Genomic DNA, 16,091 nt, shown 5'->3' with positions numbered 1-16,091 from the left:
ATTTCCTGTTAGGATGATGAGATTAACGATTATCGACTTTTTCAGGATAAAGATCGTGATTAGCTAAACGATTAAGCGCAATTTGTTCCCAGTTAGTGCCGGGTTTACCGTAATTTGCATATGGATCGATAGAAATACCGCCACGAGGTAAAAATTTACCCCAGACTTCAATGTATTTTGGATCCATTAATTTAATCAGATCTTTCATAATGATATTAATGCAATCTTCATGATAATCACCATGATTACGAAAGCTAAATAAATAGAGTTTGAGCGATTTACTTTCCACCATCTTTATATTGGGGACATACGAAATATAAATCGTCGCAAAATCAGGTTGACCAGTGATAGGACAAAGGCTGGTAAATTCCGGGCAATTAAATTTAACAAAATAATCATTACCGGGGTGTTTATTATCAAAGGTTTCTAAAATATTTGGACAATAGTCAGTTGGATAGCGAACAGATTGGTCGCCAAGTAGTGTAATGTTGCTCATTAAATTTTCCTTAGTTTTTTAGCGTGGGAGGTTCACGAACCACGTAATAAGGCGCACACCTTACTCTTTTTAGGCAGAAAAGTCTAGTTTAAGCACATTATCTTTTATCAATAAAAAAGCACCATTAACGCTCGATTAATGGTGCTTATCTAACAAAAAAGTTGAGGAAGGCACTTTTTTGCGTTTAACTTTACTCTATTTGCTAGTCATTTGTTTGTAATAATCAGCAAGTTTATCTTTAGCATCAGATAACTCTTTTTCAGCATCATTTAATTTAGCTTTTAATGCATCAATTTTATCTTGATTTGCATTGAGTTTGTCTTTTGCATATTCTTTAGTCTTTTCTGCTAATTCTTTAGTTTTATCAGTAACATCTTTAGTTTTTTCAACCACTAATCTTTTATATTTTTCTTCTAATGTTTCATCTTTACAATTGGTATTAACTTCTTGAAGTGCTTTTTCAAGACCTGCAACTTCATTAGCATTATTAGCATTCTTAGCTTGATCTATTTTAGTTTGGATTGCTTGTTTTTTACCGTCACAATTTAACCCTTGGTATTCATCATTATTTGTTGCATAACTGTTTACTGAAAATGCAGTAACTAAAGTGATAATGCTTAACTTACTTAATAACCTAATTGCTGATTTCATATTGATTCCCCTAAGTTTATTTTCTTAATTGAACACAATCTACTTTATGATCTTTACCTTTGGTTAAAATCAAACTTGCTCGTTCCCGTGTTGGCAGGATATTTTCGATCAAATTCAATTCATTAATTTCTCGCCAAAGGCGGTTAGCAATATTCACAGCCTCTTCCTCGGGAAGCTTAGAATAGTGGTTAAAGTAAGAGTTAGGATCACTAAATGCCCCAGCTCTAAATTTTAAAAATCGATTCACATACCAATCGTGTAATAAGGGTAATTGTGCATCGACATATATTGAAAAGTCTACATAATCGGAAACAAACACCCGATTGTTAGCCTGTGTATAATTTATGGTGCCTTGTAAAACATTTAATCCTTCAAGAATTAAAATATCTGGACTGTCGATAGTAATCTGTTCGTCTTCAACAATATCGTAAACCAAATGAGAATAAACGGGTGCTTTAACTTCTGACTGACCTGACTTTACATCAGCAACGAAATTAATTAACTTTTTGATATCATAAGATTGAGGAAATCCTTTCTTATTCATGATACCACGTTCTTCAAGATAACGATTGGGATATAAAAAGCCATCGGTCGTTACTAACGCAACTTTGCGATGTTCCGGCCAACGAGTTAATAATGCTTGTAAGACACGAGCTGTGGTGCTTTTACCAACAGCAACACTACCAGCAATACCGATAACATAAGGTATTTTCTGACTTTTACCTAGAAACTTTGATAAGACTGCCTGACGGCTAAAACTATTGCTTATATAATAATTGAGTAATCGAGATAAAGGCAAGTAAATTTCACTTACTTCATCCATAGACAAATCTTCATTAATTCCTTGTAACGAGGTTAATTCTTCAGCAGTTAAAGTCATCGGTACCGCATTACGCAAGCCAGCCCACTCTTGTCGGGTAAATTGCATATAAGGGCTCAAATGATTTTTCATGTTTTATTTGCTCAATATTTAAAAATTATTTGGCTCAGATTATACTAAATCTATTTTTTTACAATCATAAATTCGCATTAACTTCTGCTCATAGCTATATTAATGACTTGCTGGTAAAATATGTTTAAGTAAATTTATAACAAGATATTAAATTGAGATTGTATGTTAAAAAATAAATCGAAAAAAACCCGTCAAGAGATTAATGAAGAGTCTCGAGAACTTAAGCGAAAACGTAAACATAAAGGTTTACCTAGTGGTTCTCGTTTTAACGGCAAACAAAACAATAAAAAAACGTCAAATATCATTAAAGATCCGCGAATTGGTAGTAAAAAACCAATTTCATTAGTGCAAACGGATGATCCAATTATAAAAGTTAATCAACCTAAAAAGGTCAAATTAACACCAGAACAAGAATTAGACCAGCTTGAAAATGATACTAAACTTGACCATTTACTTGATTTAGTTGAGCAAGGCAAAACATTGACTAATGAACAACAATCTTATCTTGATAATAAACTAGATCGCATTGATCAACTGATGAAACAATTAGGTTATGAAGATAATGATTTTGATGACGAGTTAGAAGAGCCTAAAGAAGATATTGTCAGCTTACTTAAACGTAATTAAGTTAGATTTATTTAATATGAACTAGAAATTTATAATTTCATTTTCCAAATAATGTCAATAAAGAGTCATTAACCATGCCAATATTTATTATGCTCGGTTTATATTTGGGATTATTTATCTGCACATTATTGTATTTGAAAAAAATCAATCGTATTAAAATTAAAACGCAAATTAAAAAGCGTAGTAAAGCAAAATGTGATGGAAACAACAATGTCAAAAGCAGGATTAAATAAACACAATATGATTCAATCTCAGCTATGGGACCAAGCATTAATAGAAAAGTATAACTATTCCGGCCCAAGATATACTTCATATCCAACTGCGCTTGAATTTAATGAGCAGTTCACTGAACAAAACTTTCTTTCAGCTGCCACACGTTATCCTGAACGTTCATTATCACTATATGTCCACATTCCGTTTTGCCATAAACTTTGTTACTTTTGCGGTTGTAATAAACTTATTACCCGGCAAACCCATAAAGTTACCCAGTATCTCGATATACTAGATATTGAAATTGCTAAACGGTCAGAGTTGTTTAAAAATCGTATTGTAAGCCAAATGCATTGGGGCGGAGGCACTCCTACTTTTTTGACTGATGATGAAATAACACGATTAATCACATCAATCAGGCAACACTTTAACTTTACTCAAGATGCTGAATTATCAATTGAAATAGACCCCAGAGAAATCAGTACACAAACAATCGATCATCTTTCTGAACTAGGCTTTAATCGGTTAAGTATGGGAATTCAAGATTTCAATCATGAAATTCAGAATCTAATCAACCGAGAACAAGATGAAAATTTAATCCGCTCATTGATTGCTCAAGCACGAAAAAATAATTTTCGATCAATTAGCCTCGATTTAATTTATGGATTACCCAAACAGACCGTTGAAAGTTTTACCGAAACTTTAAATAAAGTTATTGATATTTCACCCGATAGATTAAGCGTTTTTAATTATGCCCATTTACCTAGTCGTTTTGCTGCGCAACGTAAAATCAAAGATTATGATTTACCTAACGCTAATCAAAAATTAAAGATCTTACAAACTAGTATAGAAAAATTAACTCAAGCCGGTTATCAATTTATCGGTATGGATCATTTTGCCAAACCAACCGATGAGTTGGCTATTGCTCAAAAAGAAAATAAATTGCATCGTAACTTTCAAGGATACACAACTAAAGGAGATTCAGATCTATTGGGTCTTGGTGTGTCAGCAATTAGTATGTTGGGTGATAGTTATGCACAGAACCATAAAGATCTAAAAAATTATCAAACTTTAGTTAAACAACAAGGTAATGGTTTATGGAAAGGATTTACCTTAAATCAAGATGACAAAATAAGAAGAGACATCATTAAGCAACTTATTTGCCATTTTTACCTTGATAAAAAACAAATTGAACAACTTTATGCGATTAAATTTGATGACTATTTTAATGAAGATTTAAAACTATTAGCACCATTGGAACAAGATGGTTTAGTCTTAATTGGTAAAGATAGCATCGTTGTCCAACCTAAAGGGCTTTTGCTTATTCGAAATATTTGTATGTGTTTTGATATTTATATGCGACGATTGGTTCGACAACATCAATTTTCACGCGTGATCTAGTTCACTCTACTCACGCATGAATATTTGATTATCATTACTTATTAATGACTGGCTAAATAGACTTTAAATTTTGTTGTTTGGGCAATAATTTCAACACTTTTAAAGGTTTCATCCAAAATCGATTGATAAGGCAAAAATGAATTTGCCACAATACAAAGATAACCATTTAATTTTAAGTGTTTTTTAGCCTCTTTAATTAGTTTGTTCACTGCAGTATAACTTGTCTCTTTACCATCATGAAAAGGTGGATTAGAGATGATTAAGTGAAATTTATCGTTGATATCTGAAAATACATCACTAGCAATAACATTTGCAGAAAGATTATTACAAGCTAACGTAGCTTTGCTTGATTCTAACGCCATACTACTGACATCGGTTAATGTTAAACTTATATCTTGATATAATTTACCTAAAACTGTTGATAATATGCCTGAGCCACAACCTACATCTAGGATATTACCTTTGATAATATCACTCTGTTCCATCAATGCATTTAACAGAAGCTCACTACCCGCATCTAATCCTTTTTGGCTAAATACACCTGGTAAGCTTTTAATTTCGATATCTTGGTTTTCAATGGTTAAATGATAACTTAGCCACCACTCTTTTAGTTCAAAAGCTAAACGGCTATCAGCACGAAAATGATACAGACCACATCGCCTTGCACTATCTATTTTTTGTATAGAGCCAAAATCAGCCAATAATCCTTCAACACTTTTTACACCAGTCCGATTTTCACCAATAATAAAAATATCACTCTCTTTAGGCATATTATTTAATAAAAATGATAACTGAAATTGTGCTTCACTCTTAGTTTTAGGCCAATAATATATGAGTGTGTTAACATTGTTATAAAAAGACTCGTCAGGATAGAGCGAAAAATTGGTGCTTTCAGCTCGTTTCGAGTGTTTAAAATTTAAAAATGTGTGATACTGCGAGCAGTGAATCTTAACCAAATTAGCTGATATAACAGCTGGGTAATTATCTTGGATATCACCTGCAATAAGAATATTTTTATCATCAAAAAAGGATTGATGACGTTCAAGTACTTGGCTAGCAGGAGTAAATGCGGATATTGCCATAATGCCTCAATGAAAAACCTTTATAAATTGAAGCGAAGATTATACAATTAACTTTCTTTAATCCCTAATAAAAACAGTAATCCGACAATGACAGCAACTGATTGGTATCTAAAGCAATGTGATATTACCCAATATGTTTTACGCAATTCTGCCGTTTTTCAAGGTGAAGTTGCTACACATATCGACGATAAAATTCGTTTAATCGTCGTTGCTAAAAAGCAACCAACACAAAAAATTTATTATGATATTTTAAAAGCCATTGAGTTAACTGAAGAGCAAGTTTTATTTCTTACGCCTTCGCAATTAATAATACCGGCAGATGAAGTAAAAGTTGTAACTTGGTTTATTGACATAAAAAGCCATGAACAATGGCAAAATAAATTAACGATTAAAACCAGCGATTTAGTTTCGCTAGCCAAAGATCCACAACAAAAGCGACAGCTTTGGCTACAATTATGTGAATATGAAAACGATTTCCATCCTAAATGAAAATGATCTAGCAGAAGCCTATGAGTTAGAGCGATTATGCTACCCTATTCCTTGGTCTAAAGAGACTTTCTTTTCAAATCAAGGAGAACGTTATTTAAACCTTAAAATAACCGTTGATAATAAAATTGTAGGCTTTTGTATTTGCCAACAGGTAGCTGATGAAGCAAGTTTATTTAATATTGCCATACATCCTAAATACCGGAATCGAGGGTTAGCAAAAGCATTATTAAACCAGTTGATTGATGATTTAATGGCAATGCCAAATAAAATTTCGACAATATGGTTAGAAGTAAGAAAATCAAATGCGCCAGCACTTGAGTTATATCATTCAATAGGGTTCAATCAAATAACTATTAGAAAAAATTATTACCCAACCACCGATGGTAATAAAGAAGATGCAATTATTATGGCTTATACTTTAGCGTTATAAAATGTTTTAATGGGAGTAATAATGTTCACAGCACTGTTATTTGTAAATGGCGAACCACCTAAAAATTTACCTACCCACTTAGGTAATTATAATTATATCGCATGTACTGACGGTGCATATCATAGTTATCTATCTAAATCTTCAATTAAACCAGATTTTATAATCGGTGATTTAGATAGCATTAACTCCACAATGACAATTCCCGATAAAACCCAAATCATTCATACGCCAGATCAATCTAAAACTGACTTTGAAAAAGCGTTGTTGTTTTTGAATACTAAAGGAGTCACATCATTTACCATATATGGTGCATCAGGACGAGCCAGTGACCACTTTCTAGGTAACTTATCGGTTGCTATGCAATATCATCAACAATTAAAAATGCTGTTTTATGATGATTATTGTCACTTTTTCTTCGCAACTAATCATCAAATTATCCGTCATGTTAAATACCATATTATTTCATTAATGCCTCTATCCAAAGTTACAGGGTTAACTATAACCGGTTTTGAATACCCATTACATAATCAAACTTTATCTTTAGGTAGTTTTACTAGTCTACGTAATAAAGCTATTAATGACACTGTCAAAATTTCTTTTAATGCTGGTCATTTATTGATTTTTGTTCAAAATTAAAACTGTTTAGATTGACATCAACTTACATTGCTTTACAATATTGTGACGTTTTATTAGCGATTTTTTAAAGGAACAGCCCATGCTTTTCAAAAAACTTACTGTTATTGCTTGTTCTTCGCTCATGTCTTGCATGGCTTTTGCTCAAGACAATAAAGCAAGTGTAACAGATAAGATAGTCGATACTTTTCTTGCATGTGATAATCAATTTTTCCAAAATCTAGCTGAAAATAAAAAAACATTTAGCGAGTATGTTGATTTAACCACAAAAGATAACGTGACATTTATTCCTGTAGAATCAATTTATCAACAAGATAAAAATAAAGTTATTTTTAAAAAACCACTTAAATATCGTGGGTTAACTATTACGGGATATCAAGACATATATATTCCAACAAATTTATCTGGAAAATATTATTATTGGGGTTTTATTTTTGATAATAGCCAAGAAGAAATTATCAATGCATTAAAAAATATAAAATGGTCAAATTATAATGAAAATGTTTATATTGCTAATGCTAAAATTTATGATCGCAATGCTAAATCCCCTGAATGGGAAGATAACCTTTATGCAATTGATGGCGTAGTGCCAAGACTTGGGACAATTGAAAAATCTCTATACTTAGAGAACATAGACAACAACTATAATCGCGTTCTTTGCTCTATTCAGGGGGATTTAAAGAAAGATATTCTTTATAAAGATCGTCCAGATATAAAGCTATTTGATGAACAGATAAAAAAAGAACAGCAAGAAAAGATCGAAGCTTATAAATTAAAAAAAGAACAAGAAAAAAATAATGCAACACAAGAATCAAGTGAAGGCAAGAGCTCAAAAGAGGGAGATAACATTTAAATGAAAAAATTATGCTTAGTCTTAATTCTTTTTTCTTTTGCAACTATAAGCTATGCAACAGATGAAAAGCGGCCACTTACTGAAGAAGAGAAAGCTACTCAAGCAAAAGAAGTTAAGGAAATGTTGAGCAATCCTAAAATCGGTGAGCAATTTACACCTATTTCAAAAAATGATGAAGATAATAAGGTTGGTTACTCATTCCTTGATAAAAAATCGATAAAGTTACACCCGTTCAATCCTCGAATTCGTGTCTTTAAAGAAGTGATCAATTATACTCCTGCATTAGTACAAAACATAGATAATGTGAAAACACCCTATCGCACTATTGTCGTTAACTATTATGCTAATTGTGACAAAAAAGAAATTGCTAAAGGACAACTTGATTTAGTTGAAAAAAACTTCGCAGAGGGTAAATTAATTAATAATATCAATATTCCAAATCGTTGGATGCGAGCCGAAAAAAATGATGAAAATTATAAATTATTAATAATGGTTTGTTCATTACCTCTCAATCAGTAACACTGAATTTACCTTCGCCACCTAGCTGTGGCGGAGTCTCTCTATTTATGCTACTATTCCTATATTAATTGCTCAATATAATCACACCAATATGAACGTCACTCAATTTCATACTCTAACAGATCAACTTTTCAATCAAATTGAATCATACCTTGATGATTATGTTGATGAGCATGATATCGATTTAGATTACGAAACTAATGGTAATGTTATTAATATCAGCTTTCCAAATAACAGTAAAATTATCATTAATACACAAGAACCTTTATTTCAAGTTTGGTTAGCAACAAGAAAACAAGGCTATCACTTTGACTTTATTAACAACAAATGGATTTGTAATCGATCAGATCAAACATTTGAAGATATTTTCACCCAAGCTGTAGAAGAACAAGCTGAATAATTTTCATAAAAAAGGCGGTAAATTAATATTTAGCGCCAATTTTATTAAAATAGATGGCATTTATAATAATGTCAGATTTGCTAATTTTATTACTAACCATTTAATACCAACATCAACGAAAGCGATTTGAACTCGCCTATGATCACCTTCACCATCAAGATTGATAATTGAGCCCTCACCAAAACGGTTATGTTTAACCTTTCTACCTAATGTATAACCATCATCTTCCTTTTTCTTTTTAGAATAAGATTTTTTACGTTCTTGATAAAACTCATCATCTTTATTTTGGTAACCAGATCGCCCTCCAAATGAAGAGAAACTACCTTGGTAATAAGTTTCATTTAAGTTTTCAACTGGCAACTCATCTAAAAAACGCGAAGGTAAATTTCGTTCTTCTCGCCCATAGAGTCGTCTTTGTTCTGCCAATGAAAGTGTTAAGTTTTTTCTTGCTCGCGTTATACCAACATAAGCTAAACGTCTTTCTTCTTCCATTTTATCGACTTCTTGAATAGAACGTTGTGTAGGGAAGATACTCTCTTCCCAGCCTACAATAAAGACATTGTCAAATTCTAATCCTTTTGCTGAATGTAGCGTCATCAATTGGACAGAATCTTGGTTAGTACCCACATCACGGCTTTCAAGCGATGTAACCGATAAGAATGATTCTAAAATTGTTAAAGGTTTACCTGTTTCAGCATCTTCAATCACAGTATTTTGATTGACACGGTAAAATTGCTCAGCTGCAGAAACAAGTTCTTCAAGGTTTTCTAACCTTGCCTGACCTTTTATACCCGGCTCTTGTTCATACATTCGCAAGACACCTGATAATGTAATAATCTTCTCTAATTGTTTATAAAAAGGTAAGTCATTAACTTCAGCGTGAATCGATTGCATTAAATGGATAAATCGACTTATGTCTGTAAGTTGTCTATCAGAAAGTCCCTTCTTTTCAATTAACGTTAAGCAAGCATCCCATAACGACATAGCTTTATGTTTAGCAAAATGTCTAATTTTATCTAAAGTAACTTGGCCTATACCACGAGTTGGCGTATTTATAGTTGCTTCAAATGCCATATCATTGTTATGGTCATGTAATAGACGTAAATAAGCAAGAGCCAATTTAACCTCTTGCCTTTCATAGAATCTAATCGAACCATAAATTTGGAAAGGTATGCCATTTTGCATTAATGTATCTTCAAAAATCCGAGATTGAATATTATTACGATACAAAATCGCACAACTAGAGTAATTTTGACCTTGCTCATGGAATTTTTTTATTTGGCCAACAACAAATCTTGCCTCATCGGCATCATTAAAACCTCTGTAAAGCAAGATTTTTTCACCATCGCCACTATCGGTCCATAAATTTTTACCTAACCGATTCTTATTGTTAGCAATCAATTTATTTGCAGAATCTAAAATCAACCCTGTGGATCGATAATTTTGCTCTAAGCGAACAATTTCAGTGTCGGGGTAATCATTGATAAATAATTGAAGATTATCGGCATTAGCTCCACGCCAACTATAAATTGACTGGTCATCATCACCAACAATCATGATATTGGCTGTACTACCCGCTAATTTTTGTACAAATCGATATTGAATTCTATTAGTATCTTGAAACTCATCAATGAGAATATTTGAAAAACGATTACGGCAATAATCTAAAACATTCTCATCACTACAAAGTAATTCATAAGCTCTCAGAATTAACTCAGAAAAATCAACATAGCCAACTTTATCGCAAATTGCTTGATAATCACGATAGATTACTTGCCACATAACTTGTTTTGGATCTTCTGGTACCAAGTCTTTAGCGCGAAATCCTTTCTCTTTTTGCGCAGAAATATAATTAGCACACTCTTTTGCTGACCATTGCTTTTCATCTACTTGAAGTTCTCGGAAAATTCGCTTGATAAGTCGAATCTGATCTTCTGTATCAATAAGCTGAAAATTATCTGGAAGGTTAGCTTGTTGAGGAAACATGCGTAATAAGCGATGAGTCAAACCGTGGAAGGTACCTACCCACATTCCATTTAAATATCTTTCACCAACTAACGATTCAATTCGCTCTTGCATTTCAGCAGCAGCTTTATTGGTAAAAGTAACCGCAAAAATCGAACCGGACGAATAATTCTTCTCAACACAGAGCCAAGCAATTCGATGGACAAGTACACGAGTCTTACCACTTCCGGCACCAGCAAGTACAATAGTATATTGATTATCTGTAACTACTGCGGTTTGTTGTTCTGTGTTAAGATCTTCTAATAATGATTGCTTAATGTTCATTATGTGTTAATCCATTCCGATTACATAAACCACTATTAATTATTGATACATTGAATCTTTTTAAAATTGCCATTTTCTTTATAATATTTATTGGTGAGTCTATTAAAAAAATAAAGACAGGTAGTAAATGCAAACTTATTTACATCTAACTGTACTGTCTTTTTATACACATATGCGATAATTATAACAGATTATCTAATTCTATCAATCGGCTTATCTCAATATGAGGTAAGCACCTTGCATCAGTAAGATGATAAATATCTTGCTCAAAGATATTTATCCAACACGATAAATAACCATTATTGATGGCGCCATTAACATCAGTCTCTAAATTATCACCAACATGTAATATATATTTATTGGGTATGGATAATTTTTTTGCAGCCAAATCAAAAATTTCTGGAAATGGTTTTGAACGTCCATCCGGCCCACCGCGTAAAGAAAATTGGAAATAGTCTCCCAATCCGATTTTATTTACATCGACATTACCATTAGTAATTACAGCTAATGGATATTTTTTTGCTAGTTTAGTTAATAAAGTATGTGTTGATTGAGGAACAACCATCTTATGGCGCCAAACATTGAAACAATCTACCGCATCATCAATTATCTGAGAATGTTGAGATACTGGTATATTAGTTCTACTCAATAAAGATTTTATAGTGTCTATCCGCCAAACTATCACATCATGATAAACTTCCGGATTGATTGAGAGCACCAAACGTTTTTCTTGGAAATATAAATCTAATGTTAAATTTTGAAACTGTTCATATTTCTGTAATTTTTTTATCATTTCCTCTTCAGCTTTATCTACAATCATACTATTATCATATAGAGTATCATCTAGATCGAAAGTGATCGCTTTAATGCAGTCAATTGAACGATAAAAATGCATTACTTTTTCCCTCTTTTAGCTCGTGGATGAGCAGAATCATAAACTTCCGATAAATGTGAAAAATCCAAATGAGTATAAACTTGTGTAGTGGATAAATCAGCATGACCTAGTAATTCTTGTACTGCTCGCAAATCGCCACTCGATTCAAGCATATGCGTTGCAAATGAATGGCGTAGTTTATGTGGGTGAACATGTGAACTTAATCCTTGTTTGATACCCCATTGAGCAAATCGTTTCTCCACATTACGAGGAGAAATTCGTTTCCCCAATTTAGAAATAAATAGTGCATCATCCTGCGGTTTTAATTCATTTCGCATGGTTAACCAATATTCAATCCATTTTACAGATTCTCGCCCTAAAGGTAATTTCCGTTCCTTATTACCTTTTCCCATTACCCGGACTTCCCCTTCCCTTAAATTTAGCTCTCGACAGTTAATGTTAACTAATTCAGAAAGACGTAATCCAGAACCATACATAACTTCTAGCATAGCTCTATCGCGCACAGATAATGGATCGTTATATTCAATATCTAGTAATTGATTAACCTCATCAATATCGATATTTTTAGGAAGATGCTGACCTAATTTAGGATTAACTACACCTCGAGCAGGATTGACGGAAATCATTTCATTCTTCACCATCCAATCGAAAAAACTTCGCAGAGCAGACAGTCGTAAGGAGAGACTTCTTGCTTGTAAACCGGTTTGCCGACTTCTGCTAATTAATAATCGTACAGCTGACGAATCAATAGCTTGCCATTTTTCAATATCCAGATCCTTGGTTAAATCGATAATGGCATAAAGTTGACGGCGATAATTAACTTGTGTGTTTACGCTAAGTTGTTTTTCTGATTTTAGATAGTTTAAGAAATGCTTAACCGGCTCAGCTAATAAAGTGGAATAATTTGGATTAGTTTTAGCCATCATCGTTCCTTACTTTCTTCGCATAATCCATTTTTCAATCAAAATAGGTAATATCTCACTAACTTTCTCTAATAACAAAGTTCCTTGCCCAACTTGATAATGTTGTGGATCTGGGCTAGTAAACATCAAAAGACCGAGGTCCCCAAATTGACCCAATAATGATAATGCAACTGATCCGACATAACCATGCTGCGGTAATAAAAAATCTAATTCAGTTGTGTTTAATTGACCTAAATAAAATTGACTATACTGTAGATGACGAACACGAATAAAATCAAATTGTAATGAATTTAAGGCTAAATGATGATAGCTAGATGGCGCACTAAGTAACCATTTATCATCGAAAAGATATAAATAAGCACCATTGAGCCCTAAATCTTTAGCCCAATTTTTTAAAGATACAATTAATTCATCAATATCTTTTGCTTTAATTAAGTCGAATTGCAATTTCATTAACTGATTAAAAAGCAGCTCATTAGCACTAGCATGCTCCATTAGCATGGTAATTTCAGACTCTAACTGATTAATTTTATTACGCTGTCTAGCCATGTGCCATTCAGGTAACGAAATAATTCCGCGAACTGGATGTGGTACACGCATTCGTTCAATCTGAGCAGCATTACGAATAAAGAAATCAGGATTATCAATGATATACTGACTGACCATTTCATCATTCAATTTGACAAAGTTTTTTTGTCGACGATGAGGCTTATATTTAACTGTCTGTGTTTTTTTAATGACCATAATTTATTTCTATCGTACTCAGTATCAAATCCTAAATTACATCAGTTATTAAATTGAAATATAACCATCATATACATGTGTTGCTGGTCCAGTCATATAAAGGGGTTGCTGATTGCCTTTCCATTCGATAATTAATTTGCCACCTGGTAAATTAACATTTACTCGTGGATTTAAGAGTCCTTGATTAATACCAACTGCGACAGCCGCACAAGCACCAGTACCACAAGCCTGTGTTTCACCAACACCTCGTTCAAATACGCGCAAATTAATATTATTTCGATCGATAATATGCATAAAACCAATATTTGCTTTTTCAGGAAAACGTTCATGTTGCTCTAACAGTGGACCAAGCGTTGATACTTGAGCTGTTAATATATCGTCAACCTGAATAACACAATGCGGATTACCCATTGAAGCAACGCCACACAGAACTGTTTGTTCTTGTGCACGAATAATATAAGTTTTTTCTTCTTTAATGGCTTTGAAAGGAATTTTACTCGGCTCAAAAATAGGGGTTCCCATATTAACACGTACGGTTTCATCATCATTAACCGTCAATACAATATTACCTTTCATAGTACTTACTTTTAAAACACGTTTTTTCGTCAACCCTTTCAAACGAACAAAACGAGCAAAACAACGTGCACCATTACCACATTGTTCCACTTCTGAACCATCTGCATTAAATATGCGATAGTGGAAATCGCTTTCTGGCGAATAAGGTGGTTCAACAACAAGTAACTGATCAAAGCCAATACCGGTATAGCGATCTGACATGCGCTTAATCAATTCGCTCGAAAGATGAACATTTTGCGTTAGTGCATCAATAACCATAAAATCATTACCTAATCCATGCATTTTAGAAAAGTTCATCTTTGCTTACCTTTTTTTAATTACCTATTACGCTAATTAAGTTTAATTAATAAAGCGCTTTATTTGCCAAGCGAATGAGTCCATCGCATCACACACTCTTAAAAGATTATAATACTAATTCACCACGCCATAAATCATCAAACGTCTCACGTTTTCGAATTAACTTATGTTGTTTTCCTCCTTCAAGCAAAACTTCAGCTGGACGTGGGTGACTATTATAATTTGACGCCATACTAAAACCATAGGCACCAGCACTACAAATAACCAATAGATCACTTTGTTCAACGGACAACTCTCGTTGATAAGCTAACACATCGCTAGATTCGCAGATTGGTCCAACGATATTGTAACATTCTTTTTTATCAGAACTTTTGGGTTCTCTGACTGGTAAAACTCGCATCCAAGCTTTATAAAGAGCTGGTCGAATTAAATCATTCATTCCCGCATCAACAATAGCAAAATGGTTACCATCTTGATGTTTAGTGTATTCAACTTTAGTAATTAATAAACCAGCATTAGCCACAATTGAGCGGCCTGGTTCAAAAATAATTTCAAGATCAGCATAATTGGTTAATTTCGCAAGTAACTCTGAAACAAGTGTAGATGCAGAAATAGGTGTTTCATTATCATAACAGACCCCTAATCCACCACCTAAATCAATATGTTCAAGGTGAATATTTTCTGCTTTGAGTTTATCAACCAATATTAAAATCCTATCAGCAGCATCTAAAAATGGCGATAATTCTGTTAATTGAGAACCAATATGGCAATCAATACCAACTATCTTAATATGATTTAAACTAGCCGCTTTGCGGTATACATCAAGGGCTAATTGATAACTTATGCCGAATTTATTTTCACGCAATCCTGTTGAGATATAGGGATGGGTTTTGGCATCCACATCAGGATTAATTCTTAATGAAATTGTTGCAATTTTACCTAATTGTTGAGCAATTTCGTTGATACGATATAATTCCGCCTCCGACTCAACGTTGAAACATTTAATACCAACTTCAAGCGCACGTTTGATTTCTTCAATAGATTTTGCGACACCAGAAAAAACTATCTTTCTAGGTTCGGCACCTGCTTTTAGCACCCTTTCTAATTCACCCTGCGAGACAATATCAAAACCGGCACCAAGTTTAGCCAACAAATTTAAAACCGATAAATTACTGTTAGCCTTAACTGCATAACAAATTAGATGTTTCTTATCTTGAAGAATTTGCTGATAAGCAAGAAATTGTTTTGTCATATGAGCAGCAGAATAGACATATAACGGAGTTCCATATTGCTTTGCTAGATCAGAGATAGCGACTTCATCTGCCAATAACTGACCATTACAATAATGTAAAAATTTCATTGAATTATTCCTTTAAGCTATGTTACTCACATCATTAGATTGAACAAATGTGCTTGACTGCTCATTAGGATAATATAATGGGCCTTTTAAACCGCAACCAACTAATGTCAAGATGGCTAATAATATGGAGAATAATTTGATCATTGATTTCATATAATATTCGCAATTCTTTCATTTTGTTATAATGGCCATTATATTACACGATAGGCCAATTAGTGGAAAGAATAAATAAAAATCTCTTAATATTAATATGTTGCTATAAAA

19 protein-coding genes and 1 riboswitch are annotated in these 16,091 nt (G+C 33.1%); of the genes, 8 read left to right on the top strand and 11 right to left on the bottom strand.

Annotated features, from left to right (window positions below):
• Window positions 1-22: 22 nt before the first annotated feature.
• From queF to coaA, 3 genes are all read right to left on the bottom strand, one after another.
• Window positions 23-496: a preQ(1) synthase gene (gene queF, locus J3U18_RS05075; protein ID WP_267353115.1), complete on the bottom strand. Its 474-nt coding sequence runs from the start codon at window positions 494-496 to the stop codon at window positions 23-25.
• Between the two features lie 4 nt (window positions 497-500).
• A riboswitch (PreQ1 riboswitch) is annotated at window positions 501-545 on the bottom strand.
• Window positions 546-691: 146 nt separating this feature from the next.
• Window positions 692-1,147 (bottom strand): DUF1090 family protein, encoded by a 456-nt coding sequence (locus J3U18_RS05070; RefSeq protein ID WP_065563119.1) that lies wholly within the window; start codon window positions 1,145-1,147, stop codon window positions 692-694.
• Window positions 1,148-1,163: 16 nt separating this feature from the next.
• Complete coding sequence (coaA, locus tag J3U18_RS05065) at window positions 1,164-2,099, bottom strand: type I pantothenate kinase (protein WP_065563120.1); 936 nt, start codon at window positions 2,097-2,099, stop codon at window positions 1,164-1,166.
• A 162-nt stretch (window positions 2,100-2,261) separates the two neighbouring features.
• On the opposite strand from coaA, the gene yihI reads away from it, so the two are divergent.
• Both yihI and hemN read left to right on the top strand, forming a co-directional pair.
• Window positions 2,262-2,726 (top strand): Der GTPase-activating protein YihI, encoded by a 465-nt coding sequence (yihI, locus tag J3U18_RS05060; RefSeq protein ID WP_065733847.1) that lies wholly within the window; start codon window positions 2,262-2,264, stop codon window positions 2,724-2,726.
• A gap of 240 nt (window positions 2,727-2,966) precedes the next feature.
• Window positions 2,967-4,337 carry an oxygen-independent coproporphyrinogen III oxidase gene (hemN, locus tag J3U18_RS05055; protein ID WP_416380386.1) on the top strand — a complete coding sequence of 457 codons (1,371 nt, stop codon included), beginning with the start codon at window positions 2,967-2,969 and terminating at the stop codon, window positions 4,335-4,337.
• A gap of 41 nt (window positions 4,338-4,378) precedes the next feature.
• On the opposite strand, the gene rsmC is transcribed toward hemN, so the two are convergent.
• Entirely contained in the window at window positions 4,379-5,413 is a 1,035-nt protein-coding gene (rsmC, locus tag J3U18_RS05050) for a 16S rRNA (guanine(1207)-N(2))-methyltransferase RsmC (protein WP_416379886.1), read from the bottom strand.
• Window positions 5,414-5,506: 93 nt separating this feature from the next.
• On the opposite strand from rsmC, the gene J3U18_RS05045 reads away from it, so the two are divergent.
• The 6 genes from J3U18_RS05045 to cyaY all read left to right on the top strand — a co-directional run bounded on the left by J3U18_RS05045 (window position 5,507) and on the right by cyaY (window position 8,743).
• The gene (locus J3U18_RS05045; RefSeq protein WP_267353113.1) at window positions 5,507-5,908 is read left to right on the top strand and encodes a DNA polymerase III subunit psi; all 402 of its coding nucleotides are present in this window, start codon (window positions 5,507-5,509) and stop codon (window positions 5,906-5,908) included.
• A complete protein-coding gene (gene rimI, locus J3U18_RS05040) occupies window positions 5,883-6,338 on the top strand; it encodes a ribosomal protein S18-alanine N-acetyltransferase (RefSeq protein ID WP_267353112.1) in 456 nt (151 codons plus the stop codon). Before J3U18_RS05045 ends, rimI begins: the two co-directional genes overlap by 26 nt.
• Window positions 6,339-6,359: 21 nt before the next feature.
• Complete coding sequence (locus J3U18_RS05035) at window positions 6,360-6,974, top strand: thiamine diphosphokinase (RefSeq protein ID WP_267353111.1); 615 nt, start codon at window positions 6,360-6,362, stop codon at window positions 6,972-6,974.
• A gap of 79 nt (window positions 6,975-7,053) precedes the next feature.
• Window positions 7,054-7,824 (top strand): hypothetical protein, encoded by a 771-nt coding sequence (locus J3U18_RS05030; protein WP_267353110.1) that lies wholly within the window; start codon window positions 7,054-7,056, stop codon window positions 7,822-7,824.
• Window positions 7,825-8,343 carry a surface-adhesin E family protein gene (locus J3U18_RS05025; protein WP_065563126.1) on the top strand — a complete coding sequence of 173 codons (519 nt, stop codon included), beginning with the start codon at window positions 7,825-7,827 and terminating at the stop codon, window positions 8,341-8,343.
• 91 nt (window positions 8,344-8,434) lie between these two features.
• Window positions 8,435-8,743: an iron donor protein CyaY gene (gene cyaY / locus J3U18_RS05020; RefSeq protein ID WP_065563127.1), complete on the top strand. Its 309-nt coding sequence runs from the start codon at window positions 8,435-8,437 to the stop codon at window positions 8,741-8,743.
• A gap of 60 nt (window positions 8,744-8,803) precedes the next feature.
• Here cyaY and uvrD read toward each other — a convergent pair whose 3' ends face one another.
• The 7 genes from uvrD to lptM all read right to left on the bottom strand — a co-directional run bounded on the left by uvrD (window position 8,804) and on the right by lptM (window position 15,971).
• Window positions 8,804-11,032 carry a DNA helicase II gene (gene uvrD / locus J3U18_RS05015; protein ID WP_065563128.1) on the bottom strand — a complete coding sequence of 743 codons (2,229 nt, stop codon included), beginning with the start codon at window positions 11,030-11,032 and terminating at the stop codon, window positions 8,804-8,806.
• A 181-nt stretch (window positions 11,033-11,213) separates the two neighbouring features.
• Window positions 11,214-11,927 carry a 5-amino-6-(5-phospho-D-ribitylamino)uracil phosphatase YigB gene (yigB, locus tag J3U18_RS05010; protein ID WP_267353109.1) on the bottom strand — a complete coding sequence of 238 codons (714 nt, stop codon included), beginning with the start codon at window positions 11,925-11,927 and terminating at the stop codon, window positions 11,214-11,216.
• Window positions 11,927-12,850: a tyrosine recombinase XerC gene (gene xerC, locus J3U18_RS05005; protein WP_267353108.1), complete on the bottom strand. Its 924-nt coding sequence runs from the start codon at window positions 12,848-12,850 to the stop codon at window positions 11,927-11,929. The genes yigB and xerC overlap by 1 nt, the downstream gene beginning before the upstream one ends.
• A gap of 9 nt (window positions 12,851-12,859) precedes the next feature.
• Window positions 12,860-13,594, bottom strand: coding sequence for a DUF484 family protein (locus J3U18_RS05000; protein WP_267353107.1), 735 nt, complete (start codon window positions 13,592-13,594; stop codon window positions 12,860-12,862).
• A gap of 48 nt (window positions 13,595-13,642) precedes the next feature.
• Window positions 13,643-14,467 (bottom strand): diaminopimelate epimerase, encoded by an 825-nt coding sequence (gene dapF, locus J3U18_RS04995; RefSeq protein WP_065563132.1) that lies wholly within the window; start codon window positions 14,465-14,467, stop codon window positions 13,643-13,645.
• A 106-nt stretch (window positions 14,468-14,573) separates the two neighbouring features.
• On the bottom strand, window positions 14,574-15,827 hold the full coding sequence (gene lysA / locus J3U18_RS04990; RefSeq protein WP_267331685.1) for a diaminopimelate decarboxylase: 1,254 nt from the start codon (window positions 15,825-15,827) through the stop codon (window positions 14,574-14,576).
• Window positions 15,828-15,839: 12 nt separating this feature from the next.
• Window positions 15,840-15,971: an LPS translocon maturation chaperone LptM gene (gene lptM / locus J3U18_RS11900; protein WP_370632603.1), complete on the bottom strand. Its 132-nt coding sequence runs from the start codon at window positions 15,969-15,971 to the stop codon at window positions 15,840-15,842.
• Window positions 15,972-16,091 lie beyond the last annotated feature (120 nt).

This window comes from Gilliamella sp. B3482 (genome assembly GCF_026536805.1).
In the GTDB taxonomy this organism is placed as follows: Bacteria; Pseudomonadota; Gammaproteobacteria; order Enterobacterales; family Orbaceae; genus Gilliamella; species Gilliamella apicola_E.
Note: the sequence above shows the minus strand (reverse complement) of the source record. Positions and strands in the feature narration are given on the sequence as shown.